We start from the raw sequence: 21,163 nt of genomic DNA, 5'->3' as shown, positions 1-21,163 counted from the left end.
TTGCGTCGGCTACGCCACGGCGCAAGAATGCGCACGGGAGCGACAAGAAACAGGGGGTGACACGCGTGTGACCAGCCGATGGCCTAAGCCGATGCCGGGGTGCCGTGTGCGTGCTAAAAGAGGCTGTGGTTCAGGACTTTTAACAACGCTAGCGCCATGCAAATACATGGCACCAAATGTATTTGACCGAAAAAAAATCGACCAAACTACTTTTAACTGGATGCGGGTGTAAAACCCAAGAATGATTCACCACTCAGCGAGTGGAGATTACTGCGAAGCAGAAGGTGAAACGCGGTGTAGCTGTTGTAAATATGACTCAAGTATAACGCAAAAAGTCACAAAAGTCCAATGGCTTTCCAAATAGAAATGTGCTAGCAATGTTCGCCAACGCACAGTCAGACGTGAAAAAGGCGAAAAGAGACGTGGTTTCATCGTCTTTTCGCCCATCGCTGCGCACGCTTTCTAGCACCAAACAGGGTACCAGACAAGGTACTTGCTTGGCATCAAGCCTGCTCGGCAAACACCTTGCGCATCTTTTCCGCGATCTTGCCTTCGATCGTGGAGGCGAAGGCGCTGAGCATGAAGCCCAGCTTGATTTGCAGTTGCGCCTGCTCTTTTTCAAGGGTCAGCGAACCATCGACGCCGCTGCGCTCGAAGCGCAGCACGTCGCCATCCCAGGCGCAGGCCAGCTCGTATTCCTGGGCCAGCTTGTCGGCCACTTGCTGCGCCGCTTCACGTGCTTTTACTGCTGTCAGCTTATGTTGCTGAACTATATTTATATCCGCCATCAACCTATCCTTTTATAAAAACGGGGGCAACACGGGCAGCATCATACCAGCCCCCATGCGGCGGCCCCGGCCATGGACAGGCCCGATACACGGAAAAAAGCGCCTTTTCCCACGCTTCGCTTGCGCCGCATCAAACCGCAGCCCCCCAAGCAGGCCGACTATTTCAGTTCCAGTTGCGAGTTCTTGGAGAGCTACCATGGACCAGAAAGTCATCGTGCCGGTCGAAGCCGTGCTGACCAAATGCGTATCGCTGCCCGTCGGCTACGTCCCGACCCCATCGGCGCCGTACCGCCAGCACCGCAAGAATGCCCAGCTGACCCTGCAGCCTGGGCCGCCCCGCCTGATCGAGGCAACAGCCCGCAATCTGGCCGCCGTGCCCGTCGGTTCGCGCGTACTGATCTGGAAGCAGGACCCGTCCGTCAGCGACCTGGGCACGCGCAAGGCCTTTCTGCCCGGCCTGATACTGCAAGGTCCGCGCGACGCGCGCATCACGTTCGGCGAGCCGGGCATCGCCCAGGTCAGCCCGAACGCCTTCGGCGACTTCATCGTCTCGCCCAATACCGACCAGTTCGATGCAGTGCACACCTTTTCCATCGTGCGCATGACGCTCACCATGTACCAGCGCGCACTGGCCAGCAATGGCACGGCGCCGCCGCTGCCGTGGCAGTGGAATAGCGCCAGCAACACGGCGCCCTTGAGCGTGTTCCCGCATGGCTTGCCCAATGTCATGAATGCGTATTACAGCCGCAGCGACAAGGCCCTCAAGTTCGGTGACTTCATCCCCAGCGGCGCCACCGAGCGCGTCTACACCTGCCGCTCGCTCGATATCGTCTCGCATGAAACGGGGCACGCCGTGCTCGACGGCCTCAAGCCGAATTGGCTGCTCAGTAACAATCCGCCGCAAACGGGCGGCTTGCATGAATCGTTCGGCGACCTGACGGCCATCTTCCTGGCCCTGTCGCAGCTGGACCAGGTGGAAGCCGTCATCGCCCAAACGAAATCCGACCTGCACGACAAGACCTTCCTGGCCGACCTGGCGGAGCAATTCGGCCTGGCCCTGGGCCGGCCCAACGGCTTGCGCAATGCCGACAACGACATCAAATTGTCGGAAGCCGGCACGGAAGTGCACGCTATCTCGCAAGTGTTTACGGGCGCCATCTACGACATCCTGGCCGACATCTTTGCCCACGAACGCCAGCCCCAGCTGGAAGACGACGCGGCCGTCCTGCACCGCTGCGGTGACTACCTGCGCAGCCTGGTCTTGCGCGCCCTGGTGGCATCGCCCGACCAGGCCGCCACCTATGCCGACGTGGCCGGCCACATGCTGATGATCGCCCAGGCCGATGGCAATGGCGCCTACCTCGATTTCATCCGCAACAGCTTTACCGTGCGCGAAGTGCTCAAGGCCAATGCCATGACGGAGGGCGGCCAGATGACGTTCGCTCCCGACGTCATCGACGAAGACGGCGCCGTGCAGGACAGGCGCGCCTGCTGCGGTACCATGAACCATGCGCAATACAGCGAGTCGGACCAGTTGCTCGAAGCGGAACGCGAAGCGCTGGCCGCCTGGTGCCGCAGTTACGGCCCCCGCTAAGGGCCGGCACATGAGGCGACACCGGCCCGCGGCGACGGCCCGCTTCGCTGCCCCTCCACCATCCACAGCAGGGAGTACCATGAAAATTTCAGCGCACAGCAGCGGCGGCTTTGCCGGCTTGAGCGAACATTATGAAATCGACACGCAAGACCATCCGGCCGGCCCCCGCCTGGAAGCGGCACTGGCCAGCAGCGGCTTTTTCACGGACAACCACGCCCCGGGTGCGCAACTGGGCGCCGATATCCCACAATGGCGCATCACGGTCGAGGCCCCCACCACGCGCCGCACGCTCACCTTTGCCGAAGATGGCAGCGCTGAAAATGCACGCTGGCAACAACTGCTGGCGCAGATCCGGGCCAGCGCCTGATTTCCCTCCCAAAAAATGTGCGCCGGTCTTGATTTGAATAAAGCAAAAACACCACACAGCAAGGCCCTGCAGCCCCCGCCCTGCCCCCGACCGCGGCAGGCGACTGTCGCTTTCTTGCCGCGTTCTCCATCACAACGTCCCGGATAGTCGCTGAATGGCCCGCTCCGGGTGCCAGCAGCACCGCCAAAAAATGAATTTGCTTATATGTATTGTATATAAGCGGGATTTGTGAGAAATAGCGAATTGCCTTAAAATACAATGCTTTGCTTTAGTATGCGCCGCCGACATTCCTGCAGGCGCTACAGCACCTCCCCCAAAAATTGATAGGACTGTTATGACCCACGTTGTCACCGAATCCTGCATCGCCTGTCGCTATACCGACTGCGTCGATGTCTGCCCGGTAGATTGTTTCCGGGAAGGCCCGAACTTCCTGGCAATCGATCCGGACGAATGTATTGACTGCGCAGTCTGCGTGGCAGAGTGCCCGGTGAACGCGATTTTCGCGGAAGAGGACGTGCCGGGCGACCAGCAAGCCTTCATCAAGATCAACGTCGATCTGGCCCGCAACTGGCCGTCGATCACCAAGACGAAGGCCGCCTTGCCGGAAGCCGAGCAATACAAGGACGTCAAGGACAAGCTCGACATGCTGGTGCGCTAAGCGCCCGCCCTGAACGCGCACCGGGGGCATGCCTCCGCGAGCGCGGCCACATGGCCATCGGCACGAAAAAAGCAGCGGCAACGCTGCTTTTTTGCTTTTCAGACATGCTTAATCATCTATCTACGCGAGTGTGGCGCGAATGGATACGCACACGCAAACTGTGGCCCTGTGCGCGGTAAAGCACATTTTGTCCTCAACAAATATCGTAAAATTGGATTATGATATTTGAGCCGATATTGGCGCTTGGAATTAAACAAGGACTCTATATGCTTTACCAACTGCACGAACTGCAACGCTCTTTCCTCACTCCGGTGATGCAATGGGCAGACATGTCCTCCAAGTTATTTACCAACCCGGTTTCTCCACTGGCCCACACCCCGTTTTCGCAACGCATCGCAGCCGGCTACGAGCTGATGTACCGCCTTGGCAAAGACTACGAAAAACCACAATTCGACATCAAATCCGTTCTCGTCCAAGGCGAGAGCGTCGACATCCGCGAACATGTTGTCGTGACAAAACCGTTTTGCCGCCTGATTCACTTCAAGAAAGAAGCCACTGGCTTGCAACAGCCCAAAGTTTTGCTGGTTGCCCCCCTGTCCGGTCACCACTCGACCCTGCTGCGCGATACCGTGCGCGGCTTGCTGGCCGAGCACGATGTCTACATCACCGACTGGACGGACGCGCGCATGGTACCGCTGACGGAAGGCCCGTTCCACCTGGACGACTACATTTATTATGTGCAGGAATTCATTCGCCTGCTGGCGCCTGATTTGCACGTCATTTCCGTCTGTCAACCGACCGTGCCCGTGCTGGCGGCCATCTCGCTGATGGCGACGGCCAAAGATCCGCACATGCCGAAAACCATGACGATGATGGGTGGCCCGATCGACCCGCGCCGCTCCCCCACGCAAGTGAACAACCTGGCGACGGAAAAGAAATTCTCGTGGTTTGAAAACACCGTGATCTACGCGGTGCCGCCGAACTACCCGGGCTTTGGCCGCAAGGTATATCCGGGCTTCCTGCAGCACGCCGGCTTCATCGCCATGAACCCGGGCCGCCACGCGCAAAGCCATCGCGAGTTCTACATGCACCTGGTGACGGGCGACGACGAGCCGGCGGAAGGCCACCGCCAGTTCTACAACGAGTACAACGCCGTGCTGGACATGCCAGCCGAGTACTACCTGGAAACCATTAAAACGGTTTTCCAGGAATTCAGCCTGCCGAAGGGCACGTGGAAAGTGGGCGGCCAGCTGGTGCGCCCGCAAGACATCACGAACGTGGCGCTGTTCACCGTGGAAGGCGAACTGGACGACATTTCCGGCGCCGGCCAGACGCAGGCGGCGCATGACTTGTGCTCGGGCATTCCTGCCGACATGCAGCAAGACTTCGTGGCGCCGAAATGCGGCCATTACGGCATCTTCTCGGGCCGCCGCTGGCGCGAGATCATTTGCCCGAAAATCGGCGAATTCATCCAGAAACACGGCTGATCGGCCTGGTTTCGACCAAAACGGCACGCCAGCTTACGCTGGCGTGCCGTTTTTTTATATCCACCTCATGCGCGCGAGGTTTCGATTTTCACCGTCGGGCGCGTATTGACAAAGATCTGCTCGACTCTCGGCTCGCCCGGCCCCGGCTTCTTCATCGCATAACCATTCACGGGCTGCGAACGGTTCACCCACAGCGCGTAATACAGATGGTCGGCGCGCGGGTCTTCCGTGTTCGGGTGGATCAATATCGTCAGGCCCAGGCTGTTCAACTGCAGCCATGGCACGATGACGGGCAATAAATCATTGGTGAAGCCGAAATAGAACGACGGCGTCACATGCGGGCCGCGCGGCTCCAGGTTCCAGTCGCCCAGTTCGATCCGGAAGCGCTCGGCCGCCCACTTGCGTATCAGCGCCGCCTTCTGGTAACTGTCTTCGTCAAAATAGATATGCGCGTGATAACTCTCGATATCCGTGTAGGCGCGCGGCTTGCCCGGCAAGGTTTCCTCGCCGGGCCGCACGCTGACGGGGCGCGGCGTGGGCGCCGTGTCCGTATGCTCGCCCCAAGGGCTTTTCCCGGGCGCCGGCTTCGCGCGTTTGACGCCGCCATCCTGCGCCAGCGCCGTGCCCGCCAGCCCCGAGGCGGCCAGCGCCGCCACCAGGCCGCCGCCGCGCAAGACCGTGCGGCGCTGCGGAGAAAGGAGATTGGCCCATTCCAGGTCGATGGCCGCGTGTTGATTATTGTCAGACATAGGATTTCCTGTTGTTGATGATAGCTAGAGGGATGCGGTAAATCAGAATGACAGTGTTGCTCGGGCGTAGTAATAACCACCGAGCACGCCCAGCGGGCCAGAGTTGTCGTAAGCGCCCGTGTATTGGGCCAGATTCGCGGCGCTGCGCGCCTCGCGCGGCACCTGGTTCGGTTTCTGGTCGAAGACATTATTGGCGCCCACGGCCACGTTGATGCGCTTGCTGATGTCATAGCCGACGCTGATATCCGTCACGAAGGCGGCTTTCAGCTGGTAGTCGCCGCCCGTGATGGCGTTCAGGCGCTTGAGCTTGCCGTAGCGCGTCTCGCGCAGGTTGAAAGTCCAGCCCGCCTTTTCGTATGCCAGCGTGAGGATTTCCTTGTCGCGCGGGGCGCGGTACAGCAAGTCGTATTCGGCCGACTTGCTCAGGGTGCCGATGTTCGGCAATCCTTGCAGCACGGCGGGAAGGTCTGCCTTGCCCACCAGGCTCGTGTGGTTGAAATTGGCCGCCGCCGTCCAGCGCAGCTTGCCATCGGCCACGCGCCACACATCTTCCGCCGTGAAATCGACGCCGCGCGTGCGCGTGTCGCCCACGTTGGCAAAGTAGTGTGCGACGAGGCCGTTGCCCACCGTCAAGCCCGCCGAACGCAGCAGGTTTTCGATGACGCCCGCTTGCGCCACCGTCAGGGGCCGGCCGCTGCCGTCGAGCGCCACGCCCGAGCTGCGGTCAATGCCGATGTTCGACGATACGCCCAGGCGGTCGCTGACCTTGATTTGATACGCGTCAAGGGCCAGGCGCAGGGTGGGCGTCGGATTGAAGGTCAGGCCGGCCGACAGATTCGTCGATTTTTCCGGTTTTAATGCTTGCGCGCCCAAGGCCCGCGCGGCAAGCGAATTGGGCTGCGCCAGGGTATAGGGCACGCCCGCATGGTCGGAGGTGTTCGAATACGATTGCGTCACCAGGCTTGGTGCATGGAAGCCGTTGCTGACCGTGCCGCGCACGGCGACCGCAGACGTAACGTCATAGCGGGCCGACAAACGGCCCGTCGTCTTGCTGCCGAAATCGGAATATTTCTCGGCACGCAAGGCCGTGTCGAGCAGCAACTGTGGCGTCAGTTTCGCGCCCAGGCCGATATACGCCGCATAGCTGTGGCGTGCCGTGTCGGACGCATCGACAGGCAGGTAGCCGGCCAGCGCCGACGAACCGCTGCCCTGGTACGAAGCAGGCTCCCCCGGGCTGCGCTGCTGCGTTTCATGCGAGTACTCGAGGCCGACGCTGAGGTCGGCCGGCTCGCTCAAGCCCAGCTGCACGGGACGGCGCAGGTCGGCATTCGTCGTCGAACGGCTGTAGCGCTGCTTGCCGATATCAAAATCCGTCTTGCCGCCCGGATAAGCCAGCGAATAGTTGGCCGAGTGCTCCACGCCCACGTCGATATCGTCGCGGCCATAGGTGCTGCTGACATCCCAGCTCCAGCCCGCCGTCTCGCCCTTGATGCCGCCCGTCAGTGCAAAATCGTTTTCGCTCGTCGTTTCATATGGCGTGAAGCCGTCGGGATACACGGCCAGCAAGCCGCGGTTGTTATTGAAAATGGTATTGGGCAGACGGAAATTCTGCGCCGAGCGGGCATTGCGGTGCGCATACGTGCCGAAGCCGTACAACTGCACCTCGTTCGACACGTCATAGCCGAGGTTGGCGCTGAGCGAGGCGGTGGTGCTCTGCGGCACGCCCGTATTGCGCCAGGGATTGCTGTTGCGCGTTGCTTCGGCCGGGTTCGGCGAGGCGCCGGCCGGCAAGCTGTTGTTCGGTCCCAATTTGACCAGTTGGCCATCGCTGTTGCGCACGGCCGGATACGACAGGTAGCCAGGGTTCAGGCCGAAATTGCGCACGGCGATGCCCTGGCGCTGGACTTCGGCGCCGAAGTGGGCAAAGCCGTGCTCGCCCAGGCGCGTGCCGCCATCGATGCGCGCGGAACCGTTGCTGCCGTCGCCGGCGTAGGTGGAACCGAGTTGCGTGCTGAAGCTGCCCTTGTCATCGGCTTTCAGGATGATGTTGATGACGCCGGCGATGGCGTCGGAACCGTAGATGGCCGAGGCCCCGTCACGCAGGATTTCCACACGAGCAATGGCGCCAGTAGGGATCAGGGCCAGGTCGGTGGCGACGGAGCCGGGAAAACCATCTTCATTGACGATGGCCGTCGTATGCCGGCGCTTGCCGTTGACCAGCACCAGCGTATGCGAGGGGTCGAGGTTGCGCAGCTGGCCGGCGCGCACGATGCTGCCCAGGTCGGGCTGCACGCGGGCCGGCAAATTGAACGATGGCAAGGCCGTGTCCAGCGCATCGAGCAGGTTCAATTTGCCCGTCGCCTGCAATTGCTGCGCGCTGATCACGTCGATGGGCGCGGCGCTGTTGGCCACCGTGCGGCCCGTGCCGCGCGCGCCCGTGACGATGACGGCGTCCAGCGGCGCGCCAGCCAGCGCGCCTGCGCTATCCGGCGCGGCCTGTGCATGGGCCACGCCGGGCGCGCCCAGCACGAGCACGGCCAGCGAGACGGCGTGCGCCAGTTGCCGCAAGCGTGGTGCGGGGGAATGCGTGTGTATCAGTTCCAGCATACGAAAACATCCTTTCAAAGTCATCAACACAATGGCTGCAGACTAAAGGATGGACAAACAAACAAGAACGAATGGTTTCGTATTTAGATATTTCGTTTTGGCAACTAACAACAGTGACGAAGAACGTCAGGGAGTGGACGGGGCGGTGGCCAGGCTCTGGTCCAGGCGCTTCCAGTAATCGCGTTCCAGCCTGGCCGTATCGATTTCACGGGCTGCTTCGTTGAAGCGCTTTTGCTGCGCCGCGCCCTCCGCCGTGCGCTGGAAGCACACATGCACGGGACGCTCCTTGAAGATGGTATCGACGATGGCGATGCGCTCCCGCTCGGCCTTGCTGAAGTTACGCCCCATCAGCAGATGCTGCAGCACGTGGCGCTCGATGACGATCACGCGGTAGCGCCTGATCAACAGTTTTTTCAGATTCGTCGCGTCGTTCAAGCCCTCTTCCGTCTTCAGTTCGCCACGCGCCACCATGCCGTCGAATTGCTCCCCATTCGAATAGCCGGCCACGGTGCCAATGCGCAAGTTACCCAGCTCGGCCAGGGTGGCGCCTGGCGCGCCGTCTTCCTTCAGGTAGGCCAGCACGCTGTGGGTATTGCCAACAGGTACAGAGAAATGACAGAGTTTTTCCCGCTCCGGCGTGCGCCAGACGGCCAGGAAACCGGCGTAGCGGGGACTGCTCAAACCAAACTGCATGGCGCGCTTCCACGGGAAATACTCATATTTGACGACATAGCCCATGCGTTCGAAGACGGTGCTGACCATGGCGCCCGACATGCCGTCGGCAGGCAGGCTGGCGGAAATGAAGGGCGGCCAGTCTTCCGCGGCAAAGCGGACGATGCGTGTAGCGGAGGCGCCGGGCACCGCCATGGGGGAAGCCGCCTGGCCGTGTGCTAGGGCAAGCGACGATAATACGGATAAACAGAAGGGCAAACCAACTGTCCGAAGGAAACGCATGCTCTGCTCCTATGGCCCGGCGCGCTCCGGCTGGCGGGCGCGCGACAGGACTGGCGGTCGGCTTTCTTGATCTTTCTTGATAAAAATCATGCTCCCATAAAAAAAAGAAAATGCAAAGTTGTTTATTTGCACTTTGACATTCCCATGGGAAATAAAATACGATTGCGGCCCGCCCGCAACAGGCAGCCTCGCCGCACGCTATCCCCTCCACGAAGGCAGGTTTTTACTTGTGTGCGCGCCGGATGGCCGATAATGGCGTTTTACCGTGGAAGATGACCGTGCCTCACCCTGCCCCTCCCTCACTTGCCGACCAGATCGAAGACTTGCTGCCGCAAACGCAATGCACCAAATGCGGCTACAACGGTTGCCGCCCGTATGCGGAAGCGATTGCCGCCGGCAGCGCCGACATCAATCAGTGCCCGCCGGGCGGCGCGCAGGGCATCGTGCGTCTTGCCAACTTGCTGGGCAAGAAAGTCATTCCACTCAATCCCGTCAACGGCCTCGAACGTCCGCGATCTGTCGCCTACATCGATGAATCGCTGTGTATCGGCTGCACCCTGTGCATCCAGGCCTGCCCGGTCGACGCCATCGTCGGCGCCGCCAAGCAGATGCATACCGTGGTCGCCAGCCTGTGTACGGGCTGCGACCTGTGCGTGGCGCCCTGCCCCGTCGACTGCATCGTCATGTACCCGGTCAGCGGCGACGCCACGGGCTGGGACGCCTGGAACCAGATGGATGCGGACGACGCGCGCGCGCGCCACGATTTCCGCACGCAGCGATTGCGCCGCGAAACCGAGGAAAACGAGGCGCGCCTGGCCGCCAAGGCCGTCGCCAAGATGCGCGAAGTGACGCAGGAAACACCCGTCACGCCTGACGAACAGGCGGAAAAGGAACGCAAGCGCGCCATCATCGCCGCCGCCATGGAGCGCGCGCGCGCCAAGGCCGCCGCCAGCGCCCAGACGGAACCGCCCGCCCCCAACGCCCCGAAAAAAGACGCATGAACGCCGCCAAACGCCTGGAAATCTTTAAGCGCTTCCGCGCCGCCAACCCGTCGCCGAAAACGGAACTCGAATACACGACGCCGTTCGAGCTGCTGATCGCCGTGCTGCTGTCGGCGCAGGCAACGGACGTATCCGTCAACAAGGCCACGCGCCTGCTGTATCCGGTCGCCAATACGCCGGCCCAGATACTGGCGCTGGGCGTCGATGAACTGGCCAGCTACATCCGCACCATCGGCCTGTTCCGCACCAAGGCCAAGAACGTCATCGCCACCTGCCAGATCCTGCTCGAGCAGCACGGCGGCGAAGTGCCGCGCGACCGCGCCTCGCTGGAAGCCTTGCCCGGCGTGGGCCGCAAGACGGCGAATGTGGTCATGAACACGGCGTTCGGCGAACCGACGATGGCGGTCGACACGCACATCTTCCGCGTCTCGAACCGCACGGGCATCGCGCCGGGCAAGAATGTCGATATCGTCGAGCAAAAACTGCTCAAATTCGTGCCCAAGGAATTCCTGCACGACGCCCACCACTGGCTGATCCTGCACGGCCGCTACACGTGCACGGCGCGCAAGCCGCAATGCTGGAACTGCATGATCGCCGACCTGTGCGACTACAAGGACAAGTCGCCGATGCCGGCCGTGGTGTAAAGCAAAAAAAACGGCCCGCAGGGGCCGTTTTGACATTCTACTGCCTGCAAGCAAGCATTTACAGCAAGACCATATTGTCGCGATGAATCAGCTCGTGGCCTTCCATGTAGCCGAGAATCGATTCGATCTCGGTGGAAGGCTTGCGCATGATGCGGCGCGCTTCACCGCTCGTGTAGTTGGACAGGCCGCGCGCCACGGGGACGCCATCCGCATCGACGCAGGTGATGACGGCACCACGGCCGAATTCGCCCTGCACGCCCGTCACGCCGATCGGCAGCAGGGACTTGCCCTCCTGGCGCAGCTTTTGCACGGCACCCGCGTCGAGCACGACGGCGCCGGCCGTGTGCAGATGATCGGCCATCCACTGCTTACGTGCCGTTAATTGCCCCGTTTGTGCCAGCAACTGCGTGCCGATCGCTTCGCCTTTGGCGAGTCGGCTGAGCACGTCGCTGTCGCGGCCCCAGGCGATGATGGTGTGGGCACCCGACTTGGCGGCGCGCTTGGCGGCGAGGATTTTCGTCAGCATGCCGCCACGGCCCAGGCTGGAACCGGCGCCGCCAGCCATCGCTTCCAGGGCCGGGTCGCCGGCCACGCCTTGCGCGATCAGATAGGCATTCGGGTCCTTGCGCGGATCGGCCGAAAACAGGCCGTGCTGGTCCGTCAGGATGACCAGCGCATCGGCCTCGATCAGGTTGGCCACCAGGGCGCCCAGGGTGTCGTTGTCGCCGAACTTGATTTCATCGGTGACGACGGTGTCGTTTTCATTGATGATGGGTACCACGCCCAGGCGCAGCAGGGTCGTCAGCGTAGAGCGGGCGTTCAGGTAGCGCTCGCGGTCGGCCAGGTCGGCGTGCGTGAGCAGCACCTGCGCCGTGCCGAGGCTGTGGGCGCGGAAGCTGCTTTCATAGATTTGCGCCAGGCCCATCTGGCCGACGGCCGCGCACGCCTGCAATTCGTGGATATCGGTGGGGCGCTGCTCGAAACCGAGGCGCAGCATGCCTTCGGCAATGGCGCCGGAACTGACCAGCACGACTTCCTTGCCCAGGGCGCGCAAGCCGGCAATCTGCGCGGCCCAGCGGGCGATGGCGGCATGGTCGAGCCCCCGGCCGTCATTGGTGACCAGCGAGGAGCCGACTTTGATGATGATGCGGGTAGCTTTTTGAATCACGGAATCCATGGGGCGGCGCTCTTCACTTAATAGACGTCAGCGCGCAGGACGCAGCAGCAGCAAGGCCAGCCCCGCCAGCAGCTCGATTGCGCACGTGAACAACACAAAACCCTGGGGCAAGCCGAAGCTGATGGCCGCGAACAGACGGCCAGCGGGCTGCGCCAGGACCAACATTGCAGTGATATCGCCGAGGATGGGCGGTTCGCCCGGCCGTGCCGCGAACAGCGCCAGCAGCGCGGTAGCGCCCCAGACACCGACATGGGAAGCGTAGAACTGGCTGTAGCCGTTGACGCCATTGAGAAAGATGCCCATGCCGGCCGCCATCTCGTCGGCGAACAGCAGGCAGGCGATCACGCTCAGCCCGTAAGCATACGCGATCAGATGCAATACACGGCGCTGCCACGCTTGCTTGCGCGCGGGCGCGACAGCGATCGCCTGTACCGTCATCAGGGTAAGGCTCTTAGTCGAGAATCTTGAAACGCGGATCATCCGGGTCGATCGACGAGATACCGCGTGCTTCTTCGGTCATCTGCGTTTCTTCGGCACGGCTCTCGCTGTGTTTCTTCTCTTCCAGATGTTGATAAATCGCATTGACCAATTCCGGGCAACCCTGATGGTTCAGCGCGGAAATCTCGAAAACGGGACCTTTCCAGGCGAAACGCTTGAGGAAGTCCTTGACGATCTTCTTGCGCTCTTCTTCCGGCACCATGTCGAGCTTGTTCAACACCAGCCAGCGCGGCTTGTCGACCAGCGACTCGTCGTACTTTTTCAGTTCCTTGACCAGCGCCTTGGCTTCCTTGACAGGATCGACGTTGGTTTCGAACGGCGCCAGGTCGACGATGTGCAACAGCAGGCCCGTGCGCTGCAAGTGGCGCAGGAATTGATGGCCCAGGCCCGCGCCTTCGGAAGCGCCTTCGATCAAGCCGGGAATGTCGGCGATCACAAAGCTCTTCTCGTGCGACACGCGCACCACGCCCAGGTTCGGGTGCAAGGTGGTAAATGGATAATCGGCAATTTTCGGACGCGCGTTCGAGACGGCCGAAATAAAGGTCGACTTGCCGGCGTTCGGCATGCCCAGCAGGCCCACGTCGGCCAGGACTTTCAGTTCCAGGCGCAGTTCGCGGCGCTCGCCTTCCTTGCCCTCGCCTTTTTGGCGCGGTGCGCGGTTGGTCGAGGACTTGAAGTGGATATTGCCCCAGCCGCCTTCGCCGCCCTTGGCCAGCAGTTCGATCTGGCCGTGTTCGGTCAAATCGGCGAGGATTTCGCCGCTCGCGTTGTCGATGATCAAGGTGCCGACCGGCATGCGCAGATGGATATCATCGGCGCCCTTGCCATAGCAATCTGCGCCACGGCCAGGCTCGCCATTGCGAGCCTTGTGCATTTTGGAGAAACGGAAATCGACGAGCGTGTTGATATTGCGGTCGGCGACAGCCCAGATGGACCCGCCCTTGCCGCCATCGCCGCCATCGGGACCGCCGAAAGGCCGGAATTTTTCACGGCAGAAAGATGCGCAGCCGTTGCCGCCATCGCCCGCGATGACTTCGATTTTTGCTTCGTCGATAAACTTCATAATTTTGCCGCCATAAAACTAAAAAGGCTCTACCTTGGGCAGAGCCTTTCGATTGAAGGCTTGCGCCTTACATCATGCGATCATGGCGGAGCGAACTGGCGCTCCGCGAATGAATTACGCTGGTACTGCTTCGTTTGGTACAACGGTCACGAATTGCTTCGAGCCGGCACCTTTGACAACGAACTTCACTTTGCCAGCGATCAACGCGAACAGAGTGTGGTCCTTGCCCATGCCTACGCCTTCGCCGGCGCGCACTGGGGTGCCGCGTTGACGAATGATGATGCCGCCAGCATTGATAGCTTGGCCGCCGTAGACTTTAACGCCCAGACGCTTTGATTCTGAATCACGGCCGTTTCGCGTTGTGCCGCCGCCTTTTTTATGTGCCATTTAAGACTCCTTGATAGCTGATTAATTCAAACAGCGGCGATTAGCCGTTGATCGAAACGATTTGGATTTCGGTAAAATTCTGGCGATGGCCTTGATGCTTCTGGTAGTGCTTACGACGACGCATCTTGAAAATTTTGACCTTATCATGGCGACCATGCGCCACAACCGTAACCAGTACCGTTGCACCTTCGACCAATGGCGCACCAAATTTAATGGTGTCGCCCGCGCCTACTGCGAGAACTTGATCGATGGTGATTTCGGAACCAATGTCTGCCGGTATCTGTTCTACTTTAAGTTTTTCGCCAGCGACAACTTTGTATTGTTTGCCACCGGTTTTTATGACCGCGTACATGATTTGAAACCTCATCAAATGTTGAAAGAATTTGTCCCACTGTCACGCAAAGCAAGCCGTACACAACAGGGGGAACCAGCGATTATACACGGACTGAGAAATTGCGTCAAAAAGTATTCACAAAGCTTGGCGATCGTGGTATGTCGACAACCTGGACACGATGTCAGGCTTGCGCAAGGCGGACAGCAAAGCGCGCGGCAGTGCCAACAAGATCAATCAATTACCCTACAGTCATAGGCAAACGTCACGCACGCGCAAGCCATGTCGTATAATCGCGGCACCCACAATCTATTGCAGGTTCGCCTTGTCTGACGCTAACAAACACGTTAACCAAAACACCATCGTGCAAACGATTGCCGCCGATATGGACGCAGTCAACACGGTGATCCGCCAAAAACTGCATTCCGATGTGATTCTGATCAACCAGATCGCCGAATACATCATCAGCGCAGGAGGCAAACGCATCCGCCCCGTGCTGATCTTGCTGGTGGCCAACGCCCACGCCTATCGCGGCACGGCGCACCATGAACTGGCGGCCGTGGTTGAATTCATTCATACCGCCACCCTGCTGCACGACGACGTCGTTGATGAATCGTCGATGCGCCGCGGACGCCAGACGGCCAACGCCCTGTTCGGCAATGCCGCCTCCGTGCTGGTGGGCGACTTCCTGCACTCGCGCTCGTTCCAGCTGATGGTGTCGCTGAACAATATGCGCGTCATGCAAATCCTCTCCGACGCCACCAACGTGATCGCCGAAGGCGAAGTGCTGCAGTTGCTGAACATGCACGATCCGGACGTGACGCAGGACAGCTACCTGAACGTCATCCGCTCGAAGACAGCCAAGCTGTTCGAAGCGTCGGCGCAACTGGGCGCCCTGATTGCCGGCGCCAGCGAAGACGACATCGAAGCGGCCGCCGAATACGGCCGCTCGCTGGGCACGGCCTTCCAGCTGATCGACGATGTGCTCGACTATGCTGGCGACGCCGCCGAAATCGGCAAGAACGTAGGCGACGACTTGCGCGAAGGCAAGCCGACGATGCCGCTGATCTGGCTGATGGAAAACGGCACGCCGGAACAGCGCGAACTGGTGCGCAGCTGCATCGAGCAAGGCGACGAACAGCATTTCGACGCCGTCCTGACGGCCATCACCAGCAGCGGCGCCCTCGCCTACACGCGCAAGCAGGCGGAAATCGCCGGCCAGCGTGCCGCCGATGCCATCGCCGGCTGGCCCGACAGCGTCTACAAGCAATCCATGCTGCAACTGTGCTCGTTTGCCGTGGACCGCAATCACTGATCGCGTTTGATCAACATCAATCAAAAACGGCGCCATTGGCGCCGTTTTTCTATTGCGTCCTTACTTGTTTTCATGCTCCATGGCCGCGCCCGCCAATTCCTGCACGATGGCCGGCGCCGCTTCCAGCCGTTCGCTGTAGCGGCTGCCCAGGTAGTCGCGGCGGTCGCGCACGAGCAAGGTAAATTTGTACAGCTCCTCCATCACGTCGACCAGGCGCTCGTAATACGGCGACGGCTTCATGCGGCCGTCATCGTCGAATTCCTGGTACGCCTTGGCCACCGAGGACTGGTTCGGAATGGTGACCATGCGCATCCAGCGTCCCAGCACGCGCAAGCCGTTGACGGCATTGAACGATTGCGAGCCACCCGACACTTGCATCACAGCAAGAGTTCGTCCCTGCGTGGGGCGCACGCTGCCCGTTTCCAGCGGCAGCCAGTCGATCTGCGATTTAAAGACGCCCGTGACGGCGCCATGCCGCTCGGGGCTGCACCAGACTTGCCCTTCCGACCACAGCGACAATGCGCGCAACTCCTGCACTTTCGGATGCTCGGGCGACACGCTGTCGACCATGGGCAAGCCATGCGGGTCGAACACGCGCGTGTCGGCGCCGAAATGGCGCAGGATGCGTTCCGCTTCCAGGGTCAGCAGTTTGCTGTACGAGCGCTCGCGCAGGGAACCATACAGCAGCAAAATGCGCGGCGCATGCGTGGAAACGTTGACCGGCGCCAATTTATCCAGGCTGGGCACGTCGATGTGCGCGGCGCTGATGTTGGGCAAATCGTCCATTTCAAGCCACCGGCTTGCCGTCGGCGCCCACCACGGCCTGGCCGTCTTCCTTGGCAAACGCGCCTTGCTGGGGCAGCGGCAGGATTTCCAGCACTTTTTCCGACGGCCGGCACAGGCGCACGCCCAGTTCCGTGACGACGATGGGGCGGTTGATCAAAATAGGATGGGCTTGCATGGCATCGAGCAGGGCCGCGTCGCTCAGCTGAGGATTGGCCAGGCCCAGTTCGTCGTACAGGGCGCCCTTGTCGCGCATGACGGCGCGCACGGACAGGCCCGCGCGCTCGATCAGGTCGACCAGTTCCTCGCGCGAAGGCGGATGCTTCACGTAATCGATGATGACGGGCTCGACACCCGTGTTGCGGATCAGGGCCAGGGTATTGCGCGAGGTGCCGCAGGCCGTGTTGTGATAGATCGTGATCGTCATGTCGTACTGTCCTTCGGTAAATGTGGCGCGCTGACGCAGCAAGGCGAGCCCGCGCAGCAGTTTTCGGTTAAAAAGGCCAGCAAGCCGTTCATGCCCGCATAGTTGGCCGCATAGATGATGGAGCGCCCCGCCTTGCTTGCCGTCACCAGATTGGCGTGCGCCAGTTCTTTCAGGTGAAACGACAGGGACGACGGTGCGATCGCCAGCGCTTCGGCGATTTTTGTCGCCGCCATGCCGTCCGGACCCGTCTGCACGAGCAGGCGGAACACGGCCAGCCGCGATTCCTGCGCCAGCGCGGCCAGGGCGGCGATGGCGGCCGTGCTCGTCAGCGGCCCGGCTTGCGTTGCGATTGTATTTTCGTTTTCCATACTTCAATAATAATCGAATTATGGAATCAATGCCAGCAATCGCGCTGCGTGCGTAACCCAGCGCACCGACCGATATGAACAATCGGTCTACCTTAAGGAAAAATCACTGCGATTGGCATTCCCATGAGACGCTCGACACCCCTGAAAATTCTCGGCTGGAGCCTGGCCGCCCTGCTGGCCCTGATCGCCCTCCTCGTCATCCTCGTGCTGACCTTCGACTGGAACCGCGCCCGCCCCTACATCAACGAGAAGGTGTCGGACAGCACGGGCCGCAGCTTCGTCATCGGCGGCGACCTGCAGGTGGCATGGAAGCAGGGCCTCAAGACGGAGCCGGGCTGGCGCCGCTACGTGCCGCGCCCTGTCATCAGCGCCCAGGACGTGCGCATGAGCAACCCGGACTGGGCCACGGCCGGCCCGCAACTGGCCAGCGCCAGGCGCATCGACGTGGCCCTCCACCCGCTGGCCTTGCTGGAGCACAGGCTGGTGCTGACGGACCTGGCGCTGGACGCGCCGCAGATCGCCCTGCAGCGGCGCGCCGATGGCAGCAACAGCTGGACCTTGAAGGACAATGGCCCGTCGGCCTGGGAAGTGGACATCCAGCGCATGGCCTTCGCCGACGGCGCCATCCGCTACCTGGACGAGGGCATCGCCCTCGACGTACAAGCCAAGGTCAGTTCGACGGCACCCGATGCCACGCCGGGCGATGGGCAAGGCCATGCCCCTATGCAAAAATACGGCATCGAATTTACCCTCGGCGGCAGCTACCGCAAGGCGCCCGTGACGGGCGGCGGCAAGGCGGGCGCCGTGTTGTCATTGACCGATAACAACACTGTCTATCCTGTCCAGGCGCACGCCGTGCTGGGCAAGAACAAGGCCAGCATCGATGGCACCCTGACGGATCCGCGTTCGCTGTCCGGCATCGACTTGCAGCTGAGTCTGGCCGGCGCCAGCATGGCCGACCTGTATCCGCTAACGGGCGTGCTGCTGCCGGAAACGCCGGACTACGCCACCAGGGGCCGCTTGCTGGGCAAGAAGGATGGCAGCAGCTGGAACTGGACTTATCAGAATTTCAAGGGCACGGTGGGCCAGAGCGACCTGACCGGCACCCTGCAATACTTACCGCGCGCCCCCCGTCCCCTGCTGCGCGGCGAAGTGACGTCCCAGCAATTGCGCCTGGAAGACCTGGGCCCCACCATCGGCGCCGACAGCAATGCGCAAAAACAGGCGCGCGGCAAGGCACCCGTGCAGCCCGACAATAAAGCCTTGCCCGTGGAACAGTTCAACACGGCAAAATGGGATGCGCTCGACGCCGACGTGAAATTTACCGGCAAGAAACTCGTGCGCACGCACGATATCCCGCTCAACGATATCGTCGCCAACATCCACATGAAAGACAAGGTACTGAGTTTGACGCCGCTCAACTTCGGCATGGCCGACGGCGACATTACCTCGAACATCACGCTTGACGGCCGCCAAAAGACCATCGCGGCGCAAGCGAAGGTGGCGGCGCGCCACCTCAAGATACGCGAACTGTTTCCCAAGCTGCAATCGATGCAGGCGAGCTTCGGCGAAGTGTATGGCGACGCGGCGCTGACGGGTCACGGCAACTCCGTTTCCGCCATGCTGGCCAGCGCGAATGGCGAGCTGGCCGCCACCGTCAGCGAAGGGTCCGTCAGCCAGTTCATGCTGGAACTGGCGGGGCTGAACCTGGCCAACGCCGTCTTCGTGAAGATCTTTGGCGACAAGCAAGTCCACCTGAACTGCCTGGCCAGCGATTTCGCCGTCACGAACGGCCAGGCCGACGTGCGCCGCTTCGTACTCGATACGGACACGGCCGTGGTGAACGTCACGGGCAACGTCAACCTGGCAAACGAAACCCTGGACCTCGACGTGCGCCCCCGCACCAAGGGCGCCCGCATCATCACCCTGCGCACGCCGCTGTACGCAAAAGGCACGTTCAAGAACCCGGACGTGGGTCCGCAAAAAGGCCCGCTGGCCCTGAAAGCGGGCGCCGCCGTGGCCCTGGCCACCGTCGTCTCCCCGCTGGCCGCCCTGCTCCCTTTGGTCAACATCGACAAGGCCCCCGACACGGACTGCGCCGCCGTCATGGCGCAAGCGAACGCCACGCGCAAGAACCCGACGTCACCGGCGACGCATGCGCCAGCGAAGAAGGTGAGCGAAGCGGAAATCAAGAAGGCGCAACAGGAAAAGAAATAGACCTTGACGCAGCCGCTTGAAACCGGCCCCGCCATCTGCTGTAATGAAGACAAGCGGGGTGTGGCTCAGCCTGGTAGAGCGCTGCGTTCGGGACGCAGAGGCCGGAGGTTCGAATCCTCTCACCCCGACCAGATTCGCCTTAGAAATCAAAGGGCTATGCTGTAGCGATTTTTCATCAATGTGCAGTCCAGGCACCATCTGTGCCAAAGCTGTGCCACGAAACATGTTTTCGCTTTTGTTCACGAACGGCTAAAAATTTCGCGCATGCCTCGCTGGACGGGTTTTCATCTACAGGAAACCCAACATGGCCACTCTCGAACACCACAGCCGCTACACCGCCTCAATCAAACATCGCGACGACCTCCACCGGGAATGTCCCTTCACTTCAGTCGCTCAAGCCAAGCAGTACGCCATCGAACTGGGCAAGCACAATTACACCTCCTGCCAATGTCGGCGAAGAAACCCAAAGCATCACTCAATGCGTCAGCCCCCAGGAACTATCCCAGGGAGGCGCCAACCCTAGCCCAACATCCTAACCACCGATACCGAAGACTACGTCTGAGACCGCAGGCAGGACGTCATCAGGGCCATCTGCACGGTCGCGACAAAGGTATGGAATATCGTCTCGGCGAGAACCCGATGGACGGAGCGCGTCGGCCAACATACTGGAACGAACGGGACCACCGTTTGCGGGGCGGCGACGAACAACGGCTGATCGCATCAGCCATCGAGGAAGACCGGCCGCGCTCAATTGAATTGCGCGTTGAAAAATGGATGACGAGCAAGCGCAAGGTCGCGGCCAGCTTACCGTCCATTTATGCCGGGAAGAAGTATATTCAGTTGAACGCTGCCCCGAAGCCGAAATTTTGTCGAAAAAAACCCGCCAACAGAGGGCGGGTTGAATCCAATTCTTGGAGGAGTTGGAGGAGACAGGTCAATTATGCTGCACTGCGCCATATTTCGCCAATCATCATTTGTAATGAGATGTATCACAGGCGGAAATGACACGTTAATCCGTGAGGCGAACAACTCCATCCACAGTTCCGTGAAGGTGCTGGGTGCATAGATGGCTATCGCCTGGACCTTCATCATCGCCTCGTAAAGCGCACCACGGTTATCAATCGAGAAATAATAAGCATTCGGGCGGACCGGCACTTCCATCGGTACCTGGGCCATGTGCACCAGTTGCAGGCCGGGCAAGGCGATTGCGCGGCCGGTGGCAAATAACCATAGTTATTCGGTATTTCCACTTTTAAAGTAATCATCAGAAATTATTGTGAAGTTATGAAGAACAGAACCGGATGCTATGCAAGGCACCTGCTGAGACGCAGTGCGAGCACTGCTAGCAGCGGGCAACATCGCAGAGCGCCGCTTATGGAAGTCAGAAATCACAATAACTTTTTTTTTGGGGGGGGGTACCTGGTATCGGTTCGCAGTGTCAGTCGATGAACGGCAGCGGCTCACCTGCGTGGCAGCCACTGCGCCAGTAATGAAGATTCAGCTGATAGCGCGGAGGCAATTATTACCAAGTCAACAGCACTGCATCTGCCTGCCCGAAGCAGACTGCGGTCGTGAAGACAGGTATTCCATGATTCACCGTGGCCTGCCGTTCGCCAGCATGACAGCAGTGGGCTGGTCCCATCAATACCCCGAAAAAACTAATGCAGATATTGTCCAGAAACAAGATGAGGTCGGAATTAGCAGAGCAAAATGGCATCTCGGAATAGACAATCCGTAAGCCTGCAGCT

The 21,163-nt window shown here is 60.7% G+C and carries 22 protein-coding genes, 1 tRNA gene and 1 pseudogene; 11 read left to right on the top strand and 13 right to left on the bottom strand.

The features are described from left to right. Window positions 1-503: 503 nt before the first annotated feature. Window positions 504-788 (bottom strand): polyhydroxyalkanoic acid system family protein, encoded by a 285-nt coding sequence (locus BXA07_RS16645; protein ID WP_076569066.1) that lies wholly within the window; start codon window positions 786-788, stop codon window positions 504-506. 196 nt (window positions 789-984) lie between these two features. On the opposite strand from BXA07_RS16645, the gene BXA07_RS16640 reads away from it, so the two are divergent. The 4 genes from BXA07_RS16640 (at window position 985) to phaZ (ending at window position 4,894) form a co-directional block, all read left to right on the top strand. Then, the gene (locus BXA07_RS16640) at window positions 985-2,382 is read left to right on the top strand and encodes a gluzincin family metallopeptidase (RefSeq protein WP_076569065.1); all 1,398 of its coding nucleotides are present in this window, start codon (window positions 985-987) and stop codon (window positions 2,380-2,382) included. 79 nt (window positions 2,383-2,461) lie between these two features. Further along, a complete protein-coding gene (locus BXA07_RS16635; protein WP_076569063.1) occupies window positions 2,462-2,749 on the top strand; it encodes a protealysin inhibitor emfourin in 288 nt (95 codons plus the stop codon). Between the two features lie 334 nt (window positions 2,750-3,083). Continuing rightward, window positions 3,084-3,407: a ferredoxin FdxA gene (fdxA, locus tag BXA07_RS16630; RefSeq protein ID WP_010395176.1), complete on the top strand. Its 324-nt coding sequence runs from the start codon at window positions 3,084-3,086 to the stop codon at window positions 3,405-3,407. Window positions 3,408-3,673: 266 nt separating this feature from the next. Next, window positions 3,674-4,894 carry a polyhydroxyalkanoate depolymerase gene (gene phaZ, locus BXA07_RS16625; RefSeq protein WP_070291132.1) on the top strand — a complete coding sequence of 407 codons (1,221 nt, stop codon included), beginning with the start codon at window positions 3,674-3,676 and terminating at the stop codon, window positions 4,892-4,894. Window positions 4,895-4,959: 65 nt separating this feature from the next. On the opposite strand, the gene BXA07_RS16620 is transcribed toward phaZ, so the two are convergent. From BXA07_RS16620 to BXA07_RS16610, 3 genes are all read right to left on the bottom strand, one after another. Then, window positions 4,960-5,643 carry a DOPA 4,5-dioxygenase family protein gene (locus tag BXA07_RS16620; protein ID WP_076569061.1) on the bottom strand — a complete coding sequence of 228 codons (684 nt, stop codon included), beginning with the start codon at window positions 5,641-5,643 and terminating at the stop codon, window positions 4,960-4,962. A 42-nt stretch (window positions 5,644-5,685) separates the two neighbouring features. Continuing rightward, complete coding sequence (locus BXA07_RS16615; RefSeq protein ID WP_076569059.1) at window positions 5,686-8,250, bottom strand: TonB-dependent receptor plug domain-containing protein; 2,565 nt, start codon at window positions 8,248-8,250, stop codon at window positions 5,686-5,688. A 126-nt stretch (window positions 8,251-8,376) separates the two neighbouring features. Next, complete coding sequence (locus BXA07_RS16610) at window positions 8,377-9,117, bottom strand: substrate-binding periplasmic protein (protein ID WP_076569057.1); 741 nt, start codon at window positions 9,115-9,117, stop codon at window positions 8,377-8,379. 359 nt (window positions 9,118-9,476) lie between these two features. On the opposite strand from BXA07_RS16610, the gene rsxB reads away from it, so the two are divergent. Both rsxB and nth read left to right on the top strand, forming a co-directional pair. After that, window positions 9,477-10,205, top strand: a complete 729-nt coding sequence (rsxB, locus tag BXA07_RS16605; protein ID WP_076569215.1) for an electron transport complex subunit RsxB — start codon at window positions 9,477-9,479, stop codon at window positions 10,203-10,205. Next, window positions 10,202-10,849 carry an endonuclease III gene (gene nth / locus BXA07_RS16600; protein ID WP_076569056.1) on the top strand — a complete coding sequence of 216 codons (648 nt, stop codon included), beginning with the start codon at window positions 10,202-10,204 and terminating at the stop codon, window positions 10,847-10,849. Before rsxB ends, nth begins: the two co-directional genes overlap by 4 nt. A gap of 58 nt (window positions 10,850-10,907) precedes the next feature. Here nth and proB read toward each other — a convergent pair whose 3' ends face one another. From proB to rplU, 5 genes are all read right to left on the bottom strand, one after another. After that, window positions 10,908-12,026, bottom strand: coding sequence for a glutamate 5-kinase (gene proB / locus BXA07_RS16595; protein WP_076569054.1), 1,119 nt, complete (start codon window positions 12,024-12,026; stop codon window positions 10,908-10,910). 27 nt (window positions 12,027-12,053) lie between these two features. After that, window positions 12,054-12,464 carry a hypothetical protein gene (locus tag BXA07_RS16590; RefSeq protein WP_076569052.1) on the bottom strand — a complete coding sequence of 137 codons (411 nt, stop codon included), beginning with the start codon at window positions 12,462-12,464 and terminating at the stop codon, window positions 12,054-12,056. A gap of 13 nt (window positions 12,465-12,477) precedes the next feature. Then, entirely contained in the window at window positions 12,478-13,587 is a 1,110-nt protein-coding gene (obgE, locus tag BXA07_RS16585) for a GTPase ObgE (protein WP_071325171.1), read from the bottom strand. A 114-nt stretch (window positions 13,588-13,701) separates the two neighbouring features. Then, complete coding sequence (gene rpmA / locus BXA07_RS16580; RefSeq protein ID WP_070219281.1) at window positions 13,702-13,974, bottom strand: 50S ribosomal protein L27; 273 nt, start codon at window positions 13,972-13,974, stop codon at window positions 13,702-13,704. 40 nt (window positions 13,975-14,014) lie between these two features. After that, window positions 14,015-14,326 (bottom strand): 50S ribosomal protein L21, encoded by a 312-nt coding sequence (rplU, locus tag BXA07_RS16575; protein ID WP_038500602.1) that lies wholly within the window; start codon window positions 14,324-14,326, stop codon window positions 14,015-14,017. Between the two features lie 304 nt (window positions 14,327-14,630). On the opposite strand from rplU, the gene ispB reads away from it, so the two are divergent. Further along, window positions 14,631-15,620, top strand: coding sequence for an octaprenyl diphosphate synthase (ispB, locus tag BXA07_RS16570; protein ID WP_076569050.1), 990 nt, complete (start codon window positions 14,631-14,633; stop codon window positions 15,618-15,620). Between the two features lie 60 nt (window positions 15,621-15,680). On the opposite strand, the gene arsH is transcribed toward ispB, so the two are convergent. The 3 genes from arsH to BXA07_RS16555 are packed head-to-tail and all read right to left on the bottom strand — an operon-like array spanning window position 15,681 to window position 17,198. Further along, the gene (gene arsH / locus BXA07_RS16565) at window positions 15,681-16,406 is read right to left on the bottom strand and encodes an arsenical resistance protein ArsH (protein WP_076569049.1); all 726 of its coding nucleotides are present in this window, start codon (window positions 16,404-16,406) and stop codon (window positions 15,681-15,683) included. Between the two features lies 1 nt (window position 16,407). Next, the gene (gene arsC, locus BXA07_RS16560; protein WP_076569047.1) at window positions 16,408-16,830 is read right to left on the bottom strand and encodes an arsenate reductase (glutaredoxin); all 423 of its coding nucleotides are present in this window, start codon (window positions 16,828-16,830) and stop codon (window positions 16,408-16,410) included. Further along, on the bottom strand, window positions 16,827-17,198 hold the full coding sequence (locus BXA07_RS16555; RefSeq protein WP_170909679.1) for an ArsR/SmtB family transcription factor: 372 nt from the start codon (window positions 17,196-17,198) through the stop codon (window positions 16,827-16,829). The genes arsC and BXA07_RS16555 overlap by 4 nt, the downstream gene beginning before the upstream one ends. 123 nt (window positions 17,199-17,321) lie before the next feature. Here BXA07_RS16555 and BXA07_RS16550 point away from each other — a divergent pair, with 123 nt between their 5' ends. The 3 genes from BXA07_RS16550 (at window position 17,322) to BXA07_RS30225 (ending at window position 20,420) form a co-directional block, all read left to right on the top strand. Continuing rightward, window positions 17,322-19,415: an AsmA family protein gene (locus BXA07_RS16550; RefSeq protein ID WP_076569045.1), complete on the top strand. Its 2,094-nt coding sequence runs from the start codon at window positions 17,322-17,324 to the stop codon at window positions 19,413-19,415. A 54-nt stretch (window positions 19,416-19,469) separates the two neighbouring features. Continuing rightward, window positions 19,470-19,546 (top strand) — tRNA-Pro (locus BXA07_RS16545). 481 nt (window positions 19,547-20,027) lie between these two features. After that, a complete protein-coding gene (locus tag BXA07_RS30225; RefSeq protein WP_139335618.1) occupies window positions 20,028-20,420 on the top strand; it encodes a hypothetical protein in 393 nt (130 codons plus the stop codon). 27 nt (window positions 20,421-20,447) lie between these two features. Here the strand turns inward: BXA07_RS30225 and tssK are convergent. Next, window positions 20,448-20,615: pseudogene (gene tssK, locus BXA07_RS31645) on the bottom strand (type VI secretion system baseplate subunit TssK); the annotation flags it as partial. Window positions 20,616-20,904: 289 nt separating this feature from the next. Between tssK and BXA07_RS30220 the strand changes: the two are divergent. Next, window positions 20,905-21,153, top strand: a complete 249-nt coding sequence (locus BXA07_RS30220) for a hypothetical protein (protein ID WP_139335617.1) — start codon at window positions 20,905-20,907, stop codon at window positions 21,151-21,153. The last annotated feature ends 10 nt before the right edge of the window (window positions 21,154-21,163 follow it).

The organism is Janthinobacterium sp. TND4EL3, assembly GCF_900156175.1.
GTDB lineage: Bacteria > Pseudomonadota > Gammaproteobacteria > Burkholderiales > Burkholderiaceae_D > Janthinobacterium.
This window is presented reverse-complemented; position numbering and strand designations above follow the sequence as displayed.